This is a genomic window from Mycobacterium sp. 1482292.6 (assembly GCF_001672995.1).
GTDB lineage: Bacteria > Actinomycetota > Actinomycetes > Mycobacteriales > Mycobacteriaceae > Mycobacterium > Mycobacterium europaeum_A.
On the sequence record NZ_LZKV01000221.1, the window covers coordinates 19,957 to 37,279 of the forward strand.

General features: G+C 67.0%; 17 protein-coding genes. 4 read left to right on the plus strand and 13 right to left on the minus strand.

Features of this window, described 5'->3' with window-relative positions; genetic code table 11:
* Nucleotides 1-11 precede the first annotated feature (11 nt).
* Together A5624_RS22680 and A5624_RS22685 are read left to right on the plus strand one after the other, a co-directional pair.
* On the plus strand, nucleotides 12-1,073 hold the full coding sequence (locus tag A5624_RS22680) for a dihydrodipicolinate reductase (protein ID WP_066871385.1): 1,062 nt from the start codon (nucleotides 12-14) through the stop codon (nucleotides 1,071-1,073).
* 45 nt (nucleotides 1,074-1,118) lie between these two features.
* The gene (locus A5624_RS22685; RefSeq protein WP_066871388.1) at nucleotides 1,119-2,093 is read left to right on the plus strand and encodes an LLM class flavin-dependent oxidoreductase; all 975 of its coding nucleotides are present in this window, start codon (nucleotides 1,119-1,121) and stop codon (nucleotides 2,091-2,093) included.
* Nucleotides 2,094-2,096: 3 nt separating this feature from the next.
* Here A5624_RS22685 and A5624_RS22690 read toward each other — a convergent pair whose 3' ends face one another.
* Together A5624_RS22690 and A5624_RS22695 are read right to left on the minus strand one after the other, a co-directional pair.
* Complete coding sequence (locus A5624_RS22690) at nucleotides 2,097-3,209, minus strand: ABC transporter substrate-binding protein (RefSeq protein WP_066871391.1); 1,113 nt, start codon at nucleotides 3,207-3,209, stop codon at nucleotides 2,097-2,099.
* A 12-nt stretch (nucleotides 3,210-3,221) separates the two neighbouring features.
* Entirely contained in the window at nucleotides 3,222-4,007 is a 786-nt protein-coding gene (locus A5624_RS22695; RefSeq protein ID WP_066871394.1) for a spirocyclase AveC family protein, read from the minus strand.
* Nucleotides 4,008-4,217: 210 nt separating this feature from the next.
* Here A5624_RS22695 and A5624_RS22700 point away from each other — a divergent pair, with 210 nt between their 5' ends.
* Complete coding sequence (locus A5624_RS22700) at nucleotides 4,218-4,868, plus strand: TetR/AcrR family transcriptional regulator (RefSeq protein WP_066871397.1); 651 nt, start codon at nucleotides 4,218-4,220, stop codon at nucleotides 4,866-4,868.
* 15 nt (nucleotides 4,869-4,883) lie between these two features.
* Nucleotides 4,884-6,086, plus strand: coding sequence for a cytochrome P450 (locus A5624_RS22705; RefSeq protein ID WP_066871400.1), 1,203 nt, complete (start codon nucleotides 4,884-4,886; stop codon nucleotides 6,084-6,086).
* An 80-nt stretch (nucleotides 6,087-6,166) separates the two neighbouring features.
* Here A5624_RS22705 and A5624_RS22710 read toward each other — a convergent pair whose 3' ends face one another.
* The 11 genes from A5624_RS22710 to A5624_RS22760 all read right to left on the minus strand — a co-directional run bounded on the left by A5624_RS22710 (nucleotide 6,167) and on the right by A5624_RS22760 (nucleotide 17,281).
* Complete coding sequence (locus tag A5624_RS22710) at nucleotides 6,167-7,156, minus strand: alpha/beta fold hydrolase (protein ID WP_066871403.1); 990 nt, start codon at nucleotides 7,154-7,156, stop codon at nucleotides 6,167-6,169.
* 43 nt (nucleotides 7,157-7,199) lie between these two features.
* Entirely contained in the window at nucleotides 7,200-7,718 is a 519-nt protein-coding gene (locus A5624_RS22715) for a lipoprotein LpqH (protein WP_066871405.1), read from the minus strand.
* Nucleotides 7,719-7,763: 45 nt separating this feature from the next.
* Entirely contained in the window at nucleotides 7,764-8,489 is a 726-nt protein-coding gene (locus tag A5624_RS22720; protein WP_066871408.1) for a hypothetical protein, read from the minus strand.
* A gap of 55 nt (nucleotides 8,490-8,544) precedes the next feature.
* Nucleotides 8,545-9,327: an SDR family NAD(P)-dependent oxidoreductase gene (locus A5624_RS22725; protein ID WP_066871411.1), complete on the minus strand. Its 783-nt coding sequence runs from the start codon at nucleotides 9,325-9,327 to the stop codon at nucleotides 8,545-8,547.
* Nucleotides 9,328-9,382: 55 nt separating this feature from the next.
* Nucleotides 9,383-10,111 carry a sulfite exporter TauE/SafE family protein gene (locus A5624_RS22730; RefSeq protein ID WP_066871414.1) on the minus strand — a complete coding sequence of 243 codons (729 nt, stop codon included), beginning with the start codon at nucleotides 10,109-10,111 and terminating at the stop codon, nucleotides 9,383-9,385.
* Nucleotides 10,112-10,413: 302 nt separating this feature from the next.
* Nucleotides 10,414-11,268: a sulfurtransferase gene (locus A5624_RS22735; RefSeq protein WP_066871417.1), complete on the minus strand. Its 855-nt coding sequence runs from the start codon at nucleotides 11,266-11,268 to the stop codon at nucleotides 10,414-10,416.
* 85 nt (nucleotides 11,269-11,353) lie between these two features.
* Nucleotides 11,354-12,499: a glycosyltransferase gene (locus tag A5624_RS22740; RefSeq protein WP_066871420.1), complete on the minus strand. Its 1,146-nt coding sequence runs from the start codon at nucleotides 12,497-12,499 to the stop codon at nucleotides 11,354-11,356.
* Between the two features lie 130 nt (nucleotides 12,500-12,629).
* Nucleotides 12,630-13,418 (minus strand): acetolactate decarboxylase, encoded by a 789-nt coding sequence (gene budA, locus A5624_RS22745; RefSeq protein WP_066871423.1) that lies wholly within the window; start codon nucleotides 13,416-13,418, stop codon nucleotides 12,630-12,632.
* Between the two features lie 5 nt (nucleotides 13,419-13,423).
* Nucleotides 13,424-15,106 carry an acetolactate synthase AlsS gene (alsS, locus tag A5624_RS22750; RefSeq protein ID WP_066871426.1) on the minus strand — a complete coding sequence of 561 codons (1,683 nt, stop codon included), beginning with the start codon at nucleotides 15,104-15,106 and terminating at the stop codon, nucleotides 13,424-13,426.
* A 26-nt stretch (nucleotides 15,107-15,132) separates the two neighbouring features.
* A complete protein-coding gene (locus A5624_RS22755; protein ID WP_066871429.1) occupies nucleotides 15,133-16,656 on the minus strand; it encodes an FAD-dependent monooxygenase in 1,524 nt (507 codons plus the stop codon).
* Complete coding sequence (locus A5624_RS22760) at nucleotides 16,649-17,281, minus strand: TetR/AcrR family transcriptional regulator (RefSeq protein ID WP_066871432.1); 633 nt, start codon at nucleotides 17,279-17,281, stop codon at nucleotides 16,649-16,651. Before A5624_RS22760 ends, A5624_RS22755 begins: the two co-directional genes overlap by 8 nt.
* Nucleotides 17,282-17,323 lie beyond the last annotated feature (42 nt).

Sequence of the window (17,323 nt, forward strand, 5' to 3'; positions counted from 1 at the left end):
GAGAGCTGCTGATGCGGGTTGTCGTGTGGTCGACGGGGGGAGTCGGGTCGAACGCGATCGATGCCATCCGGCGCCGCCCCGACCTGAAACTGGTTGGCGTGTGGGTACATTCGCCCGACAAGGTCGGTAAGGACGCCGGCGAGCTGGCCGGCGGGGCGCCGCTGGGAGTGTTCGCCACCGACGACGCCGACGCGCTGATCGCGTGCCGGCCCCACTGTGTGGTGTATGCGGCCAGCGGTCCCGAACGCGACGGCGCGGCGGTGCCCGACTATGTGCGCCTGCTGTCGGCCGGCATCAACGTGGTGTCGACGTCGTCGACCAGCCTGGTATACCCGCCGTCCTACTTCGCGCCCAACTGGCGCCGTGAATTGGACGGCGCGGCCAAAGCGGGTCGGGCGTCGTTCTACGCGTCGGGCATCTTTCCCGGCTTCGCCTCCGATCAGCTCGCGTTGCTGTTGACCACGCAGTCCAAGAGCATCCGCCGGATCACGGCCAGCGAGGTCGCGCTGAACGACCACTACCCGGTCGCCGACGTGATGATGGACGGGATGGGCTTTGGCCGGCCGCTCGAGTTCGAGCCGATGCTCAAGACCCCCGGCTTCATCGAATTAGCTTGGCAAGCACCGATTTACCTCATGGCGGCGGGACTCGGTGTCGAGGTGGAGGAGATACGCGGTTCGCTCGACCGTGAGCTGACGGACCGGGACATCGAGGTCGCCTTCGGCACGATAAGAGCGGGCACCTGCGGCGCGGTGCGCACGCGCGCCGCGGGGGTGGTCAACGGCCGCGAGGCCATCGTGATCGAGCACGTCATCCGGATGGCCCGCGACGTCGCCCCCGCCTGGCCGGCGTCGGCCTGCGACGCCACCTATCGGGTCGACATCGAGGGAGATCCCGACATCCACTGCGAGCTGACGCTGGGCGATACCGAAGGACACGGGGCCGGGCGGGCCGCCATGGCGGCCACGGCCATGCGCGTGGTCAACGCGATCCCGTATGTCGTCGAGGCGCCGCCGGGGCTGCTGAGCTCGCTGGACATTCCCATGGCGCTGCCGCTTTACGCCTTCGAGTGAAGGTGTAACGTGCATCACCAAGATTAGGCCACCTAGGAGTTTGCCGTGTACACACTGCGCTTCGACATGCGCGATCCCGAATGGGCTGCGCCCCCAACCGATCTGTACGCCGCGGCTCCCGAGATGTCCGCGTGGGCCGAGGAGCACGGTGGTCTGGCGGCCGTCCTGTGTGAGCATCACGGGTCCGACGACGGCTACCTGCCGTCACCGTTCCTGCTGGCCTCGGCGGTGGCGGCGCGAACCCAGCGCCTGGCGCTGAGCCTCATCCTGATCCTTCCGTTCTACGAAACGGTCCGCCTCGCCGAGGACATGGCGGTGCTCGACATCATCAGCAACGGGCGGGCGTCGTACATCCTGGCCCTGGGCTACCGGCCCGAGGAGTTCGAGCACTTCGGCGTGCCGATCAAGAAGCGCGGCCGCCTCTGCGACGAGAAACTCGCGCTGCTGCGGCGACTGCTCGCCGGTGAAACCGTCGTCGAGGACGGGCGGTCGATCACCGTGACGCCCCGGCCGCTGACGCCCGGCGGGCCGGGAATGATGTGGGGTGGCGGAACGGTCGCGGCGGCCCGCCGGGCCGGCAGATACGGACTGGGCATGCTGGGCAACGCCAACGCGCCGGGCATGCGCGAGGCCTACGAGGAGGCCTGCCGCGAGCACGGTCATCAGCCCGGACCGACGATGTTTCCCGACCGCAACACGCCTTCGGTGGTGTTCGTCGCCGACGACGTCGATCAGGCATGGAAAGAGATCGGCGAGCATCTGCTGCACGACGTGCGAACGTATGCCGCGTGGAATCCCGGAGACGAGACGACGGCCGGCTTTTCGCACGTCAACACCATCGACGAGTTGCGTGAGACACCGACGTCGCACGTGATCATCTCTGTGCCCGAAGCGATTTCGCGCGTCAAGGCCGGTCAGGTGCTCAACCTGTCGCCATTGTGCGGCGGGCTGCCGCCGGACATCGCGTGGCCGTATCTGAAGCGGGTGGGCGAAGTCGTGCTGCCCGAGGCCCTCGGCTGACCCCTACTCCTCGCCGAACCGGTCGACGAGGTGTGAGTTGACTCCGTCTGGGTCGAGCCGCCGCGCCACCAGGTAACCCGCGCCCACCCAGGCGCGGCGCGACCAGTTACCGAACGACACCCGCGTTCCCGGGGCGCCGGATGCGGCCGGCATCATCTTGACCCGTTCGAGCGCCTCCTTCACGCCGCGCGGGCTCAACGGGTGGGCGTCGGCCAGCGCCCGTAACAACGTGTGCGCGACGTCCCGATTGACCACGGGCACACACCATTCCGGTCGCCGGCCGTAGGCCTCGTGGTACTCGTCGAGGAAGTTCTGCCCGACCGTGTTGCCCTCGTCGTACTGGTCGACGCCGGTCCAGCCCATGAACGCATTCCACATGATGGGGTTGAGCCAGGCGTTCTGGAAGGCGGTACCGCAAAACCGGGGCGGATCCCAGCCCAGCGCCTCGAGCGCCGGGTTGACGAACACGATCCCGAAGCCGAATCCGCAGTGCACGATCGCCTGCGCCTTCGCGTCGTGCAGCGCCTGGACCGCGGCCGTCACGTCCCCGGCGGTCTGGGCGATCGACGCCTCGGCCACGATGCGAATGTTCTTGCGCTTGCACGCATCCCGGAAGTTCTTCAGATACGCCTCGCCGACCAGGGACTGCTCCACGAGCACGCCGACCTCGGTGTGACCGCCCTTGGCGAGCAGGTCGGACCAGAAGATCGGCTCGTCGGTGTGCGAGCCCATCGGGTAGGCGAAGAACCACTCGCCGAGCGCGGCGTCGGACCCGGTCACGCTGATGCAGGGGACCTTGAAGCGCTCCTCGATGGCCTCTCGGGTCGGGATCGCGTTGTCCCCGATATTGGGCCCGAAGATCGCCAGGCAACCCGCGTCGCACAACTCGCCGTAGGCGTCGATGACCGCTTTGACCGATCCCTTGGGTAGACCCTCCACCTCGCGGTAGATGATCTCGATCGGTCGATCGATCAGCCCTTGCTCGACGCCCTTCTTGAAGACCAGATCGAACGGTTGCGTCAGGTCCTCGAAATAGGTCTTCGGAAAGCCCTCGGGCAAGCGGAAGTCCATCAAATAGCCGATTTTGATCGGCTCCGCGGTGCTCTCGTAACCCATGTGATCGCTGCCTTATTTGGGTTGGTTGGGGACGCCCGGATACAGCTGCTCGGTCGGCCCAGCGGTGACGTAGCCGCCCAGCTTCGTAATGAGGTGCGGCGCGAACACCGCGCCGTAGACCAGGTGTCCGACGACGATGACGGCCAGGATCGAGAGCACCGCGGACTGGCCGCGGCTCTTCGCCCTCTTATCCGCCCACATGTCGATGACGTTGCGTCCTTGCGCATCGGTGCGCCCGAGCAGATACGTGAACAGCATCATCTGGATGCCCATGGCCAGCGAGTCGTAAAGCGGGTACTGGTGCTTGGTCCCCTCGAAGATCGCGAGGCCGGGAATCACGTACCCGTAGTAGAAGTTGCCGAGGTGCGCGCCGGTGAAGGCGTTGAAAAACAATGCCCAGCAGATACCGACGACCAGGCCGACCACGAGCAAGGTAATCGGCCTGCGCCAGTTGAACTTTGCGCTCAGCCACCGTCCGAGGGCGGCCCCGGTCACCGCAGGGATGATGAAGTAGGAGACGTAACCGATCGGCACCGCTAACGGCAACCCGCCCCACGTCACGTTCAACGGCCACCAGGACGGCATGCGCGGCAGCGCGGGCGGAAACTGTGCATACATCGCCCAGTCGTAGGGTGACTCGATCCAGGAGAACGAGATCGCCGAAATGCCGAGAAGCAACAGCGGGTGGATGCGCCGGCGCCGGTAGCTCAGGTAGATCCCCGTGATCAGGAACGCGATGCTCGCGACGTAGGAAAAGTACTGGGCCCCGGCCATCGCGGGCGTCATCTGGGTGTTCACCGGCGACCCTCGTCGCTCGGCGCGCGCCGCGCCTCGGGGTCGAAGCGCAGCACCAGGCCGAATATCAAAACGATCAGTCCGAACAGCGTGCCGAGCATGATGACAGCGCCCATGGTGTCACCCTTCCGATGGTTTCGCTTTAAGGTAGTGGATACTATCCTATCGAGATAGTGGATACTATCCCGAAGGCCCTTCGAGGAGTGGACATCGGTGCCCCAGCGAGCAATTAAGCACCCGTCGCCGGCCACGGTGGCGCGTCGCCCCCGTGGCGAGCCGCGCCGGCTACTGCTCGACGCCGCTCGGGAGCTCTTCGCCGGCCAGGACTATCGCAGCACCACGACACGTGAGATCGCCCAGGCCGCCGGCGTCACCGAACACCTGCTGTTCCGCAACTTCGGTTCGAAGGCCGCGTTGTTCCGCGAGGCGCTCGTCGTCCCCTTCGTGAGCTTCGTCGACGAATTCGGCCAGACCTGGCAATCGGTGGTTCCCGAGGAGACCGACGAGCAGGAGCTGACCCGGCTGTTCGTCTCGAAGCTCTACGACGTGTTCGTCGAACATCAGGGTTTGCTGTTGACGCTGATGGCCGCCGACAGTCTCAGCGACGACGAGAAGGTCGACGCCGGCATCGCCGAGATCCGCCGGGCGGTCACGGTGCTGGGCCAAATCAGCGTAGAGGGCATGCAATTACGGGGATTGCGGTCCGATCACCCCGACCTGCCGGCGCACTCGACCGTGTCGATGATCGCCGGCATGGCTGCTTTGCGTTCGACCTACTTCGGAAACAATCCACCGCCGCGGGAGGTGATCGTTGAGGAACTCGTCCAAGCACTCCTACACGGCTTCTTGCACCGCAACGACTGAGATAGGGATCCGACAATGACAAGCCCCAGCGCCGTCGAGTTGTACTACGACCCGTTCGATGTCGAGATCGACGACAACCCGTACCCGGTGTGGAAGCGGATGCGCGAAGAAGCCCCGCTGTACTACAACGAGAAGTACAACTTCTATGCGCTGAGCCGGTACGACGACGTGGTGCGTGAACTGCCGAACTGGGAGACCTACCGGTCCGGCCGCGGCACCACCGCCGACATCCTGTTCGCGAATATCGAAGTGCCGCCGGGCATTCTGCTGTTCGAAGATCCTCCGCTGCACGATCTGCACCGCAAACTGCTGTCTCGCGTCTTCACGCCCCGGCGCATGCTGGCCGTAGAGGATCTGGTGCGCGGCTTCTGTGTCCGCGAACTGGACCCGCTGGTCGGACAGGGCGGTTTCGATTTCATCGCCGATCTCGGTGCGATGATGCCGATGCGGACCATCGGATATCTCTTGGGCATTCCCGAGGCCGATCAGGAAAAGATCCGCGACCGCAGCGTCGCCAACATCGAACTGTCCAGGGATAGCGACCCGGCCGCGGTCGATGCCAATGTGTTCGCGAATTCCATTGCCTTGTTTGCCGAATACATCGAGTGGCGGGCCGATCATCCCTCCGACGACCTGATGACGGAGTTGCTGCGGGCCGAGATCGACGAGCCGGACGGGACGCGGCGCCCGCTGTCGCGGACGGAGGTGCTGTCCTACACCGCGATGATCGCCGGTGCCGGCAACGAAACCACCGCCCGCCTCATCGGTTTCATGGGCCAACTGTTGTCGGATCACCCGGATCAACGCCGCGAACTCGTTGCGGACCCGTCGCTGATCCCCGGGGCGATCGAGGAGACGCTGCGGTACGAGCCGCCGTCACCGGTGCAGGCCCGTTACGTGGCGCGGGATGCCGAGCACTATGGGCGCGTGGTTCCCGAGGGGTCGTTCATGCTGCTGCTGAACGCGTCGGCCAACCGCGACGAAAGTCACTTCCCGGATGCGGATCGCTACGACATCCACCGCCGCGGAAGCCATCTCAGCTTCGGGCAGGGCCTGCACTTCTGCCTGGGTTCGGCGCTGGCGCGTCTTGAGGCGCGGGTGGCCTTCGAGGAAGTGCTGAAGCGTTGGCCGGACTGGGAAGTCGACTACGCGAACGCCCAGCGGGCGCACACCGCGAGCGTGCGTGGCTGGGCGCGCCTGCCCGTCGTCACGCCATAGGTTTGGGGCTTTTCGTCGCCGAGTGTGAAGTTAGTTTCACCCTCGGCGACGAGAGTGAAGTTAGTTTCACGTTCGGCGAGCTAGGAGCCGCTCTGGTCCACCAAGACCGCGCCGTCGGGCTGGTTTCCCAAGGTCTGCAACGAAATATCGTCGCCTTGGGCGGTGAGGCGCACGATCTCGGCCAGTTGCCCCGGTGCGTCGCACTGCAGATAGTGGTCGGCGCCCGGAATCACCCAGTAGCGGTTGCGGCCCGGCTTGTTCCTTAGATACGTCTGCCAGACGTGGTTGGGGACCCGCAACGGTGCCACGTTGTCGTGGACGCCCCAAATCACCGTCGTGTTGACGTCGCTCGTGGAAAGCGCTTCCAGCCAACCCGTTTCGTCGGCGGCGCGCTCGTGCAGATACTGGATGGTGTCGGGCAGCACCCGGATTCCGTCATTGTGCGCAAAGCTTTTCGCCAGGGCGGCGATCTCCGGGTCTTCCAGCGTGCGTCGCGGCATGAACGTGCTCGCGCCCATGCCGGCCGCCAGCATCTCGGGCGTCGTCGCCGCCGCTGTGGCGCGCGCGGTCGCGGGGTCGAGCAGCGCGGTCTGAAATGCGGTGAGGTTGGCCAGCGGAAGGTAGATGTTGGCGTTGGTCAAGATCAGGTCGACGGGTGCGGCCGACGGGTCCAGGGCGGCCAGCATGCTCACCGCGATCATGCCGACGCTGGTACCGCGGTCATGGGTCAGCATGCGGTATTCGGTGAGTCTCCACACTTGCGTGATCGCATGTACGAGCAGGCGCGCGTCGTCGTAGAGCGAGTACGTGTAGGGCTCGGGTGGTTTGTCGGAAAGTCCGTAGCCGGGAAAGTCCAGCAGGTAGATGTCGAACTCCGCGCTCAGTTCACCCGCCAGTGCGAAATAGTCGATGCTGCTGGTCGGAAAGCCGTGCACCAACACCAATGCGGGCGCGCCGACGGTGCCGCACCGGCGCGTGAACACCGCGACCTCTGCGCCGTCGTTGGCCGCGGTCGTCGAGCGCCATCGCAGCTCGGTGCCGCCGTCTTGCCACTGCGCAAAGATGTCCAAGCTGTCAGCATCGCAGAGGCCGTCGCGGCAGACAACTATCTGCCTACGGGCACGTCACGTGAATGCCGAAGGTGACGTCCCGCAAACCACTTTGGCCGGGTGTGGTCGCCTGGCCGGTCCCGGTCACCGTATAACTCTTGCCGTCCTTGGTCGCTTGCACCTGAGTCGGCGATTTCGTTCCCTGGTAAGGCAATTGGTACTGGCCGTTGTCCAACTTGAGCGAAATGGCGAAGCCGTCGACGGTGGGTGGTTGCTCGTCGGACACGGCCAGCGACACCGATGCGGCATCGTCGTGCACGCTGATCCGGGTGGTCAGGTCGCCCGATTCCGGGGGAGACGCACTCGGTTGGGCCGCCGACCGGGTGCAGTCCACGGCGGCGATCATCGTGTGCTTGTTCCCGTCGATCATGACGGTGGTGCTCGCCAACGCCGGGCCCGAACTCGGGGCGGCGGCCGGGTGATCCCCCTTGGATAAGCACGCCGGCAGGCCGACCGCCAACGCCACCAGGCCGAGGGCGACAGCCGTGTGCGCGACGCACCGCCGATTGTTCCGATTCGTCATCCGTGTCCTCCGCTAGACGCTCAAGAGGACTATAAAGCCTGTTCGTTACGGCCAGGCGTCCCAGCTGATCATGCTGCGCAGCGGCCCGGCGAACACCGGCCGCACCGCCGTTGAACGCCAACGCTCTTCGATGATCGGGGCCAACGCCCCGGTCGTGGTCAGCGGATCCTGGTCGAGGTAGATCACGGTGATGTACTGGTGGTCGGTTCGCCAGCCCCGGGGCAGGTGGCTCCAGCCGGTGCTGGAACTGAACGTCCACGCGCCGGCCGTGCCCGGCGTCGCCAGCAGCGCCGGATAGTGCTCGGCATGCAACCACTGCAGCCAGTCGTCCGCCCGGCCGTCGGTGGGTTCCTCAACGATCAGCACGACGCCGCGGTGCGGGCGGAACGGCACCAGCTCGGGCGAAACGAGCGCGTGTGGCGAGGATCGCCACTGCAGCAGCCGCAGCCCGGCCACTTGCAGGGATGGCCTGACGACGGGGAAGCGGCCGTTGTCGCGCAGGGTGCGTCCGAGGGTCACGAAGTCGTCGAAGGTCTTCTCGACGGGGTCGGTGACGAGATACTGCACGGCGTTGCCGATCTCGCCCAGGGGTCCCTCGGACGCGAGGCGGCGGTTGGGGTAGTCGCCGTCGGCGATCCAGCGCAACCCGTGCACGATGCCGGGCAGCTGGTATTGCTCGGGCATGTGGTCCAGCAGGTGCCAACGCAGATAACTGTCGTCGTCGGCCGGTGCGGCGGCGGTGAGGCTGAATATGCCTGCCCTGACCCGCATCACGTGGAGCCTCCGGCGGGCGGATGCAGTTCGACCGACAGCTTGGCGGGCCCGCTCATCCCTGCATGTACCCTCCGGCGTCGACGGGGATCGATTGGCCCGTGATGGTTCGGCTGTCGTCGCTGGCGAGGAACAACGCCAGGTTGGCGACGTCGTCGGGGGAGGAGATGTCCTGCAAGGCAACGCCTTTGAGTTGCTTCGCGCGAACCGTGTCGACGTCGACGCCTTGCTCGGTCGCGGTGCGTTGCAACCAGTTGCGCCACAGCTCGGTGTCGATGGCCCCGGGGACGATGCAGTTGCACCGGATGCCGTGCGGGCCGACCTCGAGCGCGACGGCCTTGGTGAACGCGCGCAGGGACGCCTTGGCGGTGACATAGTGCGTCTTGCGGACCATGCCGGAATAACTGACCGTGGACGAGAAGTTCAGGATCGCGCCGCTGCGGCGCTGCAGCATCGAGCGGTTGAGGACCTCGCGGGTGCACAGCATCGCGGCCGTGACGTCGATGGCGAAGGTGGCGTTCCAGTTGTCCAGCGTCTGCTCCCAGATCCAGCGGTCCTGGCCGGGCGCGGCGGCGTTGTTGCACAGGATGTCGACGTGGCCGAACTCGTCGACCGCCCGCGCCACCATGGCCGCGACGTCATTCTCATCGGTCACGTCGGCGCGCATGGCGATGGCACCGGGGCCGGCCGCACGGGCGGCGGCGTGGACCAGCTCTTCACGTCGGGCGGCCAGCAATACCTTGGCGCCCTCACGGACGAACCGCGAGCCCAGCACCGGGCCCAGGCCGGTGCTGGCACCAGTGACGATCGCGACCTTGCCGTCGAGCCGGCCGGTCATTGCGTGGACTTACCAAGCGGATTCATGCCGGGGCAGATTCTAGCGCCCACATGATTCAGCAGGTCGCCGTCGCGATGAACATGCCGACGGCGGCGACCACGAGCACCAGATCGATCAGCATCGCGTAATGACGGGGATGGGCTCGGCGCACGATGGAACGCGTGACGAAGGGTCCGATCATCAAGGCGGCGCCGATGACCAGTCCACGGGCTGCGACGGTGAGGTTGAGCGCACCCAACTGACCGAAGGTGCTGATCTTGCCGGCGTAGAGCACCAGGGCGCTGGCGGCCTCGGACCCGAGAAAGGCGCCGCCGGTGAGCCCGTAACCGGTGAAGATGGGAACGCTCAGCGGCCCCGTGGACAGGACCATACCGGTGAGGAAGCCGACGACGGCGCCGGCGATGGCCAGGTGGCGCAGCCGCACCCGCCATTGCCGAGCCGCCGCGACCCTGCGCACCGGAATCATCGCGAGGAAAAACACGCCGAGCAGGCCGTCGACCACCGCCTGCGGGATGCTCAGCAAGGTGTTGGCGCCGAGCACGGCGGCCGGAGTTCCCGGCAACGCATAGGCGAGCACTGGTCGCCATCGAATCTGCCGCCACCAGGCGGCAACTCGGGCGACATTGGCCATGACCGCCGCAATGCCCATGACGGGCACCGCGATTCGCGGGCCGTACATCATGACCAGCGCGGGCAGCAGCACCAGCGACGATCCGGTGCCTACCAGTCCACCGAGCGCACCGGCGCCCAGGGCGATGAGAAAGAGAACGCAAAGAGCCAGCATGAAAGGACCTTCTCGGCGGCGCGCGGCGCACCGGCCGGGGTCCTCCAGGCTTTTGTCCGTTCAGATGACCGCGTCCCGTCCGGGGGCGCGGTGGCGCCGCTCGGACCAGGCACTCGAAAGTCGGAACCCTAGGCGCTATCGACCACAGGCTACCAAAGATCAATGCCCGCAGCGTCCGTCGGAGGTGAGGCCGCTCGGGTGAACGAGTACTTCGACCATTAGGTCCTTCTCAAATCCGCTAGCGCCCGTGCTAGGGCGTTCCAGAACCGCCCTATGGTCGGTCGCCGCACGACCAGACGCGGCTATTCGTCGCCGCGTTCCACCGGCCTGTCAGGATCCGAGCTCCACTCCGACCACGACCCCGGATACAACGCAGCCTCCCGGCCTGCCGCGGCCAGCGCCGCGATGGTGACCGCCGCGGTGACGCCCGACCCGCAGTAGGCGGCCACCGCGTCGTGACGCTCGATTGCGCGATCGGACAACAGTTGTGCGAGTGCGTCGTCGTCGAGGAAAGTGCCATCGGCGGCGAGGACCGACGTGCTGGGCAGATTCTTCGCGCCGGGAATGTGGCCGGCGACCGGATCGAGGGGCTCCACGTCGCCGCGGTAGCGCTCCGGTGCGCGCGCATCAAGCAGCGTCACGGTGCCTTCGGCGACCCGCTCGGCCATCAGCGTGGGGCGGGCTCCGGCATACAGATCATCTTGGGGCACAGTTACATTCCCGGGCGCCGGATCGACCGGCCCGGTCTCGAGGCGTTGCCCGGCCGAGCGCCACGCGGCCAGGCCGCCGTCCAGAATGCGGACGTTGTCGATGCCGGCCGCGGTGAGCACCCACCAGGCCCGCGCGGAACCGGCGCGATTCCAGTCGTCGTAGACCACCACCAGGCCGCCCTGCCGAATCCCCCAGCGGCGCGCGGCGGCCTCCAGGGCACGACCAGACGGCAGTGGGTGACGGCCTCGGCCGAACACCGTGTGGTCGCTGAGCTCGTCGTCGAGCGACACGTACACCGCGCCCGGAATGTGCCCGTCCAGGTAGGCTGCCCGCCCGTCGGGAGCGTCGACCCGCCAGCGCACGTCCAGGATGGTCACCGGGTCGCCTGCCGAAATGATGTCCGCCAACTCGGCGGCGGTGATCAATACCTGAGTGCGTGCTCCCACCGGATCCTCCTCATCGGTCTCCAGCGAGCCTAGCCAGCACCCCGGGCATACCGGGGGACGTGGGCGGCGTCGGACTTCTGAAACGCTAGGCGGTCTGTTCGGAACGACCGGTCGGGTCGTCGAAGGCCGGCGCCCCGAGCGACGCCAGCATGCCGGCCGCGGCGCGGTGCCAGGTGAAGTCCTCGGCGCGGCGTCGCGCGGAGATGCGTCGCTCCCGCTCGGGCCGACTGGCGATGGCGCTGACCGCTTTTGCGATGGCGGCCGGGTCATTGTCGGCCGACGCCCCGCTGTCCGGCGTGATGATCTCCGTAAGCGCCGACGTTCGCGAAACCACGGCGGGCGTTCCGCACGCCAGCGACTCCAACGCGGCCAGCCCGAACGTCTCGTGCGGCCCCGGCGCCAGCGTCACATCGGCCGAGGCCAACAACTGCGCCACCGCGGTGCGATCGGAGACGAAACCGGTGAAGTCGATCGGCAGGCGCGCGGCCTGTCGCTCCAGCCTGGACCGCAACGGCCCCTCGCCGACGACCACCAGCCGCGCGTCGATACCGGCGTGGCGCAGCGCACCGAGTGCATCGATGCTGCGGTCGACCCGCTTTTCCACCGACAGCCGCCCGCAGTGCACCAGCAACAGCTGCGTCGGTGCGGCCCACCGTTCGCGCACCAGATAGGAGTGGCGGCGCGGATGAAACGTCTGCAGGTCCACACCGAGCGGGACGGTAACGGTGTTGTCGGCGCCGATCCGGTCGAATTCCTCGCGGGCGAAACCGGTGGTGCACACCACGGTGTCGTAGTTCGCCGCGGTGCGCGCGTTGGCGATGTCGGCGAACTTCTGCGCGGCTCTCCGCGGAAGAACCTGTCCGACAAGGCGATCCAAGCGCTCATGAGAGATCATCACCGTCGTGGCGCCGTGATCGCGTCCCCACCGGCCGAGCGACCGCAGGGTGAGGCGGTCCGAAACCTCCAATGCGTCGGGTCGCAGGGCTGCCAGTAGCGCCTTCACCCGTCCCGGCAGCACCGCCCGATAGCCGCCGGTGAAAGGAATCAGGCGGGCCGGCAACGTGATTCGCACCACGCCGGTGTACAGCTGGGCGCGCTCGGCGCATTGACCGGGAACGATCAAGAACACCTCGTGGCCGCTGGCGCAATATTCCGCGCCCAACCGGTCGATCGCGGTGCGGAGGCCGCCGGAGCGAGGGCCATAGAAATTGGCGACCTGTACAACGCGCATAACGTGAGGACACGCGGTGCGCGTGTGCACTCATCAATGCGGGACCGACGGGTGCCTTAACACTGCGTGAACTTCGCTTGCACGGTTGCCCGCGTCGTCCGCAATCGGCATGCTGACGGCCGCGTTCGGGTCAGTCGCCTTTAGGGCCTTCGGCTTTGCTGATCCGCTCGGCGAGGTCGGCGCCCGACAGCTGTGCGTCGAGGAACGCACCGGACCGGGGCAGGCTCAGATGCAGCTGTGATGCCCCGCTGCTCGCCACGGTGCCGCGATCGAGAGTGAAGTCGAGGATGTGGCCGCCGGCGCTGCGTTCGTTGTTGAGGAAGTGCAGGTGGTAGCCGGCCACGGAGATGCCCTGTTCGAAGTCGGGAGTGCGGAATCCGACCACGGTGCCCGACACGTCGGTGAAGACGGTCTCGGACTGCTCTTCGGTGGCCTGGGTCAACGGGGGATAGGGCGGCTGCTGCGCCATCACGGTGCGGGTGTGCAGTTCGCGGAACTGCCCGTCGACCCGGATGGCGTAGATCAGGTTGGGGCTTTCGATCTGGCGGTCGATCTCACTCGTCAAATCCATTCGGCGGGTGAGGGTTTGGATTGCGATCTCGAAGTCGGTGTGAAACCTGGTGACCGCCGCGAACGGTGTGCGGTCGGTCGCCGCCGCCCGGCTCGCGGATCCGTCCGCACGCAGCCGATAGCACACCCCGTCCAGCACCACCATCTCGCCGTCGAGATGGTTGAAGGTGCCCAGGCCGAAGTCACCGTGCCGCAGCAGATCGGCCACGGTGACGTCGCCGTCGTATACACCCTCGAGCAATGCGCTGATCGTGGAGAACTGATAGACCTCGTTGTCGGCGTCTTGATGCGCGAGAAGCCCTGTCGCCCAATTGCGGAATCGCTCGTACGCGCCGGAATGCTTGTCCATGATCCCTACTCGAACGGGTCGTCGTGTAATTGTTCGGCCAGGTCGACGTTGTGGCTGTAATCCACCGGAACGTCTATCAGCGAGGGTCCGTCCTCGGCCAACGCCTGGCGTAACGTGGCGCTGAACTCGTCCAGGCTGGTCACCCGATACCCATTGGCGCCGAAAGCCGCTGCGTAGGAGACGATGTCGTAGTCGCCGAGCTGGATCCCGGACTTGCGGCCGTATTTGAGGGCTTCCTGAAAGCCCACCATGTCGTAGGTGTTGTCGCGAAAGACGATGTGAGTGAACGACAAACCCAGCCGGGTTGCGGTCTCGAGCTCCTGGCTGGAGTACAGAAACCCACCGTCCCCGGAGACGGACACGACCGGCGTACCGGGCCGCGTCAGGCACGCGGCCATCGCCCAGGGCAGAGCAACCCCAAGGGTCTGCTGCCCATTGGAGAACAGCAGTCGGCGCGGCTCGTATACGCGGAAGTGGCGGGCCATGTAGATGTAGACCGAGCCGATGTCGCAGGCGATGGTGGCATCGTCGACCAGTTCCTCGCGCAGCCGCAGCACAACGGCGACCGGATTGAGGCCGGCGCCCTCCGGCTTTCGAGAGCCCGCGGTGATATCGATGTGCGACAAGCGTTTTCGCAGCACGTCGATCTCGTCTTGATATTCGTTCGCGAGGGTGAGGTCGGTGAGTGTGTCCGTCAAGGCGGCGAGAGTGGCAGCGATGTCGCCCAGCAACTCGTTCGTCGGCTGATAGTTGTTGTCGATCCCGGCCGGAATCGAGTCGATGTGCACCACGGTGCGGTCGACGTCGCTGTTCCACAGTCCCGGGTCATATTCGACGGCGTCGTAGCCGACAGTGACCAGGACGTCGGCTTGACCGACGATGACATCGCCGGGCTGGTTGCGGAACAGGCCGACCCGGCCCAAGAAGTTGTCTTCCAGCGATCGTGACACCACCCCGGCGGCCTGAAACGTCTCCACCACCGGCAGACCCGTGGTGGCGATCAGGGCGCGCAGCGCCAGGCAGCTGTCCGGATCGGCGCCGCGGCTACCGACGAGAAGCGCGGGGCGGCGCGCGGCCCGGATCACCTCGGTGGCCCTGCGGATAGCGGACGCCGGGGCCGCCGCCAACTCGGGGATCGGAAGGCGGCGGGTGATGCCCGCTGTCGTGGGTGCGGCCAACACGTCGGCGGGCAGCACGACGGCGGCCGCTCCGCGCGGCTCGGCGACCGCGGCGCGAAAGGCGGTGACGGTGGCCTCGGCGACATCGTTGGGGTCGTTGACCTCTCCGGTGAACTTGGTCACCGTCTTGAGCAATGCGGCGGCGTCCATCGACTGATGCGTCCGCTTGAGCCGGTCCTCCCGGCGCACCGCGCCGCATAGCGCGACCACCGAGTCCTGTTCGGTGTTGGCGGTCAGCAGACCGGTGGCCAGGTTCGCGGTGCCGGGCCCGGACGTCACCAGTACGACGCCAGGGATGCCGGTGAGCCGCCCGGTCGCTGCGGCCATGAACGCCGCGTTTTGTTCATGGCGGCACACGACGAGCTGCGGTCCACCGTCCACCAGGGCGTCGTACACGGCGTCGATCTTGGCGCCGGGCACACCGAATACGTACTGCACGCCCTGCGCCGATAAGACGTCGACGATCTTTTGGGCGCTGCGCACGGGCTCACCCTGTTCTGTGGACGCCATGTTGCCCAGTCTGGCCGCTGGCGCCGCTATGCGCTCGTCGGCGGCCCGAACCAACGCTGCAGCGCCGCGCGCAGGGCCGCCTCGTCGGCCGGCCCGAATTCGTCGGCGGCCCATGCGACATAGCCGTCCGGCCGGATCAGCAGCGCCGCGGCGGGCCGCTCGGCGATGCTCGCCGTGACGGTGTCGACACGATCGGTCCAGCCACTTGCCGTGTCCGCGACGGCGCCGTCGAGGTCGAGCAGCACCGGGCGGGCGTCGTGCAGCAGCTCGGCGACGCGCCGGCCGTCATCGAGCGTCAGGTCCGGCACCAGGCAGCCCGACAGTCTATGGTCGTCAGCTACGTCGTACCGAACATCGTTGCCGGCCAGCAGTTTCGCCATGTGCCGGGCGACGTCGGGAAGGGCGAACAGTTCGCCCATGAGCGTTCGTAGCGCAGCGACTTCGGGCCCCGGCGCCATGAGGGCGGTCTGCGACATCGAGTGCATCATGACGCGCTGACCCACGGGGTGGCGCTCGGACTGGTAGGTGTCGAGCAGTCCGGCCGGCGCCGTTCCCATGAGCTCGGCCGCCAGCTTCCAGCCCAGGTTCATCGCGTCCTGCAGGCCAAGGTTCAGGCCCGGCCCGCCCATGGCGCTGTGCACATGGGCGGCATCGCCGAGCAGCAGAACGCGCTTGTCGCGGTAGCGCTCCGCGTGGCGTGTGTTCTGCCCGTTGATCCGGCGCAGCGCGTGCGGCCCCGGGCCTTTCGGTTCCTCGAACGGCAGATCCACGCCGAGGACGCGACGCGCGCTCTCGCGCAGTTCGGCCAGGCTCATCGGTTTGTCCTCCACCGGCGGCCCGAACTCGATGGTGCCGAACAGCGAGCGGCCCGGTTCGAACTCGGCATAGATCAGCCCGCCGCAATCCAATCGCGTGTGACCGAACGCAATCCGGCCGAACCCGGGAACTTCGATGCCGCCGTCGGCGCGGCGGAGTCCGTCGGGGATGTGCACGTGGGCCAGCCGCCCGACGGTCTGCGATGTGTACCCGGGAAACCCGATGCCCACGGTCTTGCGGACCAGGCTGCGTCCGCCGTCGGCGCCCACCAGATAACCGGCGTCGATGCGATACTCGCGCTCCGGCGAGGACACGGTCACCGCAACGGAATCCGCTTCCTGCCGCAGGCCGGTCAGTTGGTGCGCCCAGCGGATGTCCACTCCGAGGTCCCGCGCCCGCTTCTCCAGTAGCCGTACCACCCGGGGCTGCTGGATGGGCAACGCGTACATCGGGTTCTCGGGCACTTGGGAGAAGTTCAGCGTCATGGCCGCGAAGATCCACCTGTAGACCGGTTGCGGGGGATTGGGGTCACCGGTGAACTCCCGGTACAGGCCGCGCAAGTCGAGCATCCGAACCACTTGGCCGACAAGGCCGTTCGCCTTCGGCTCGGAGCTGGGACCGGGCAGGGCGTCCAACACGACGGGCCTGATGCCGGCCAGCGCCAATTCGCAGGCCACCAGCAGTCCGTTGGGCCCGGCGCCGGCGATGACGACGTCGGCGTGTTCGTCAGCCATGACGTGCCTTCTTTCTGGTGGGTTCGGGTAGTCCGGCGCTGACGGCGGCGAAGCCCTCGCGGATCAGGGCGGTGATGGCCACCGGCGGATCGGCCCGCACGTAGGCGTCGGCGGCGGCGTCGCCGACCGCCCGTACCACGGCCATCACCAACCGGGGGTACAGGTCGTGATCGGGGTCGGTCCCCGTGCGTTCGGCGATGACGTTGAGTAACTCGTCGAAGAGGTTGTGCGGCACCGAATTCCGCACTTGCGGATGCATGACGAGCTTGCGGACCTCGACGAGCTCTTGGCGGCTGGGGACGCGGTTCTCGTCACCGTGCACATCGCCGAAGTCGGCCTCCAGGGGTTCCAGCACGGCATGGGTGAGCGCGGTCCAGAGCGGTTCGTCGGCGGGCCGCTGCCGCAGCGCATCGACGCTGCGACGCACGCGTTCGGCCTGCCGGTAGGCCAGCGCCTCGTATTTGCCGCTGAAGTAGTTGTTGAACGTGCGCAGTGAGACGCCGGCCAGGTTGGCGACGTCCTCGCGCGTCACGTTTTCCAGGCCGCGCTCGAAAGCCAGCCGCAACGCGGCGTCACTGAGCGCGCGCCGGGTGTCGGCCTTCTTGCGCTCCCGGAGCCCGCTCATAGCGCCCAACGTACGCCGAACTTGCCCGGTGGGCAAGATTGC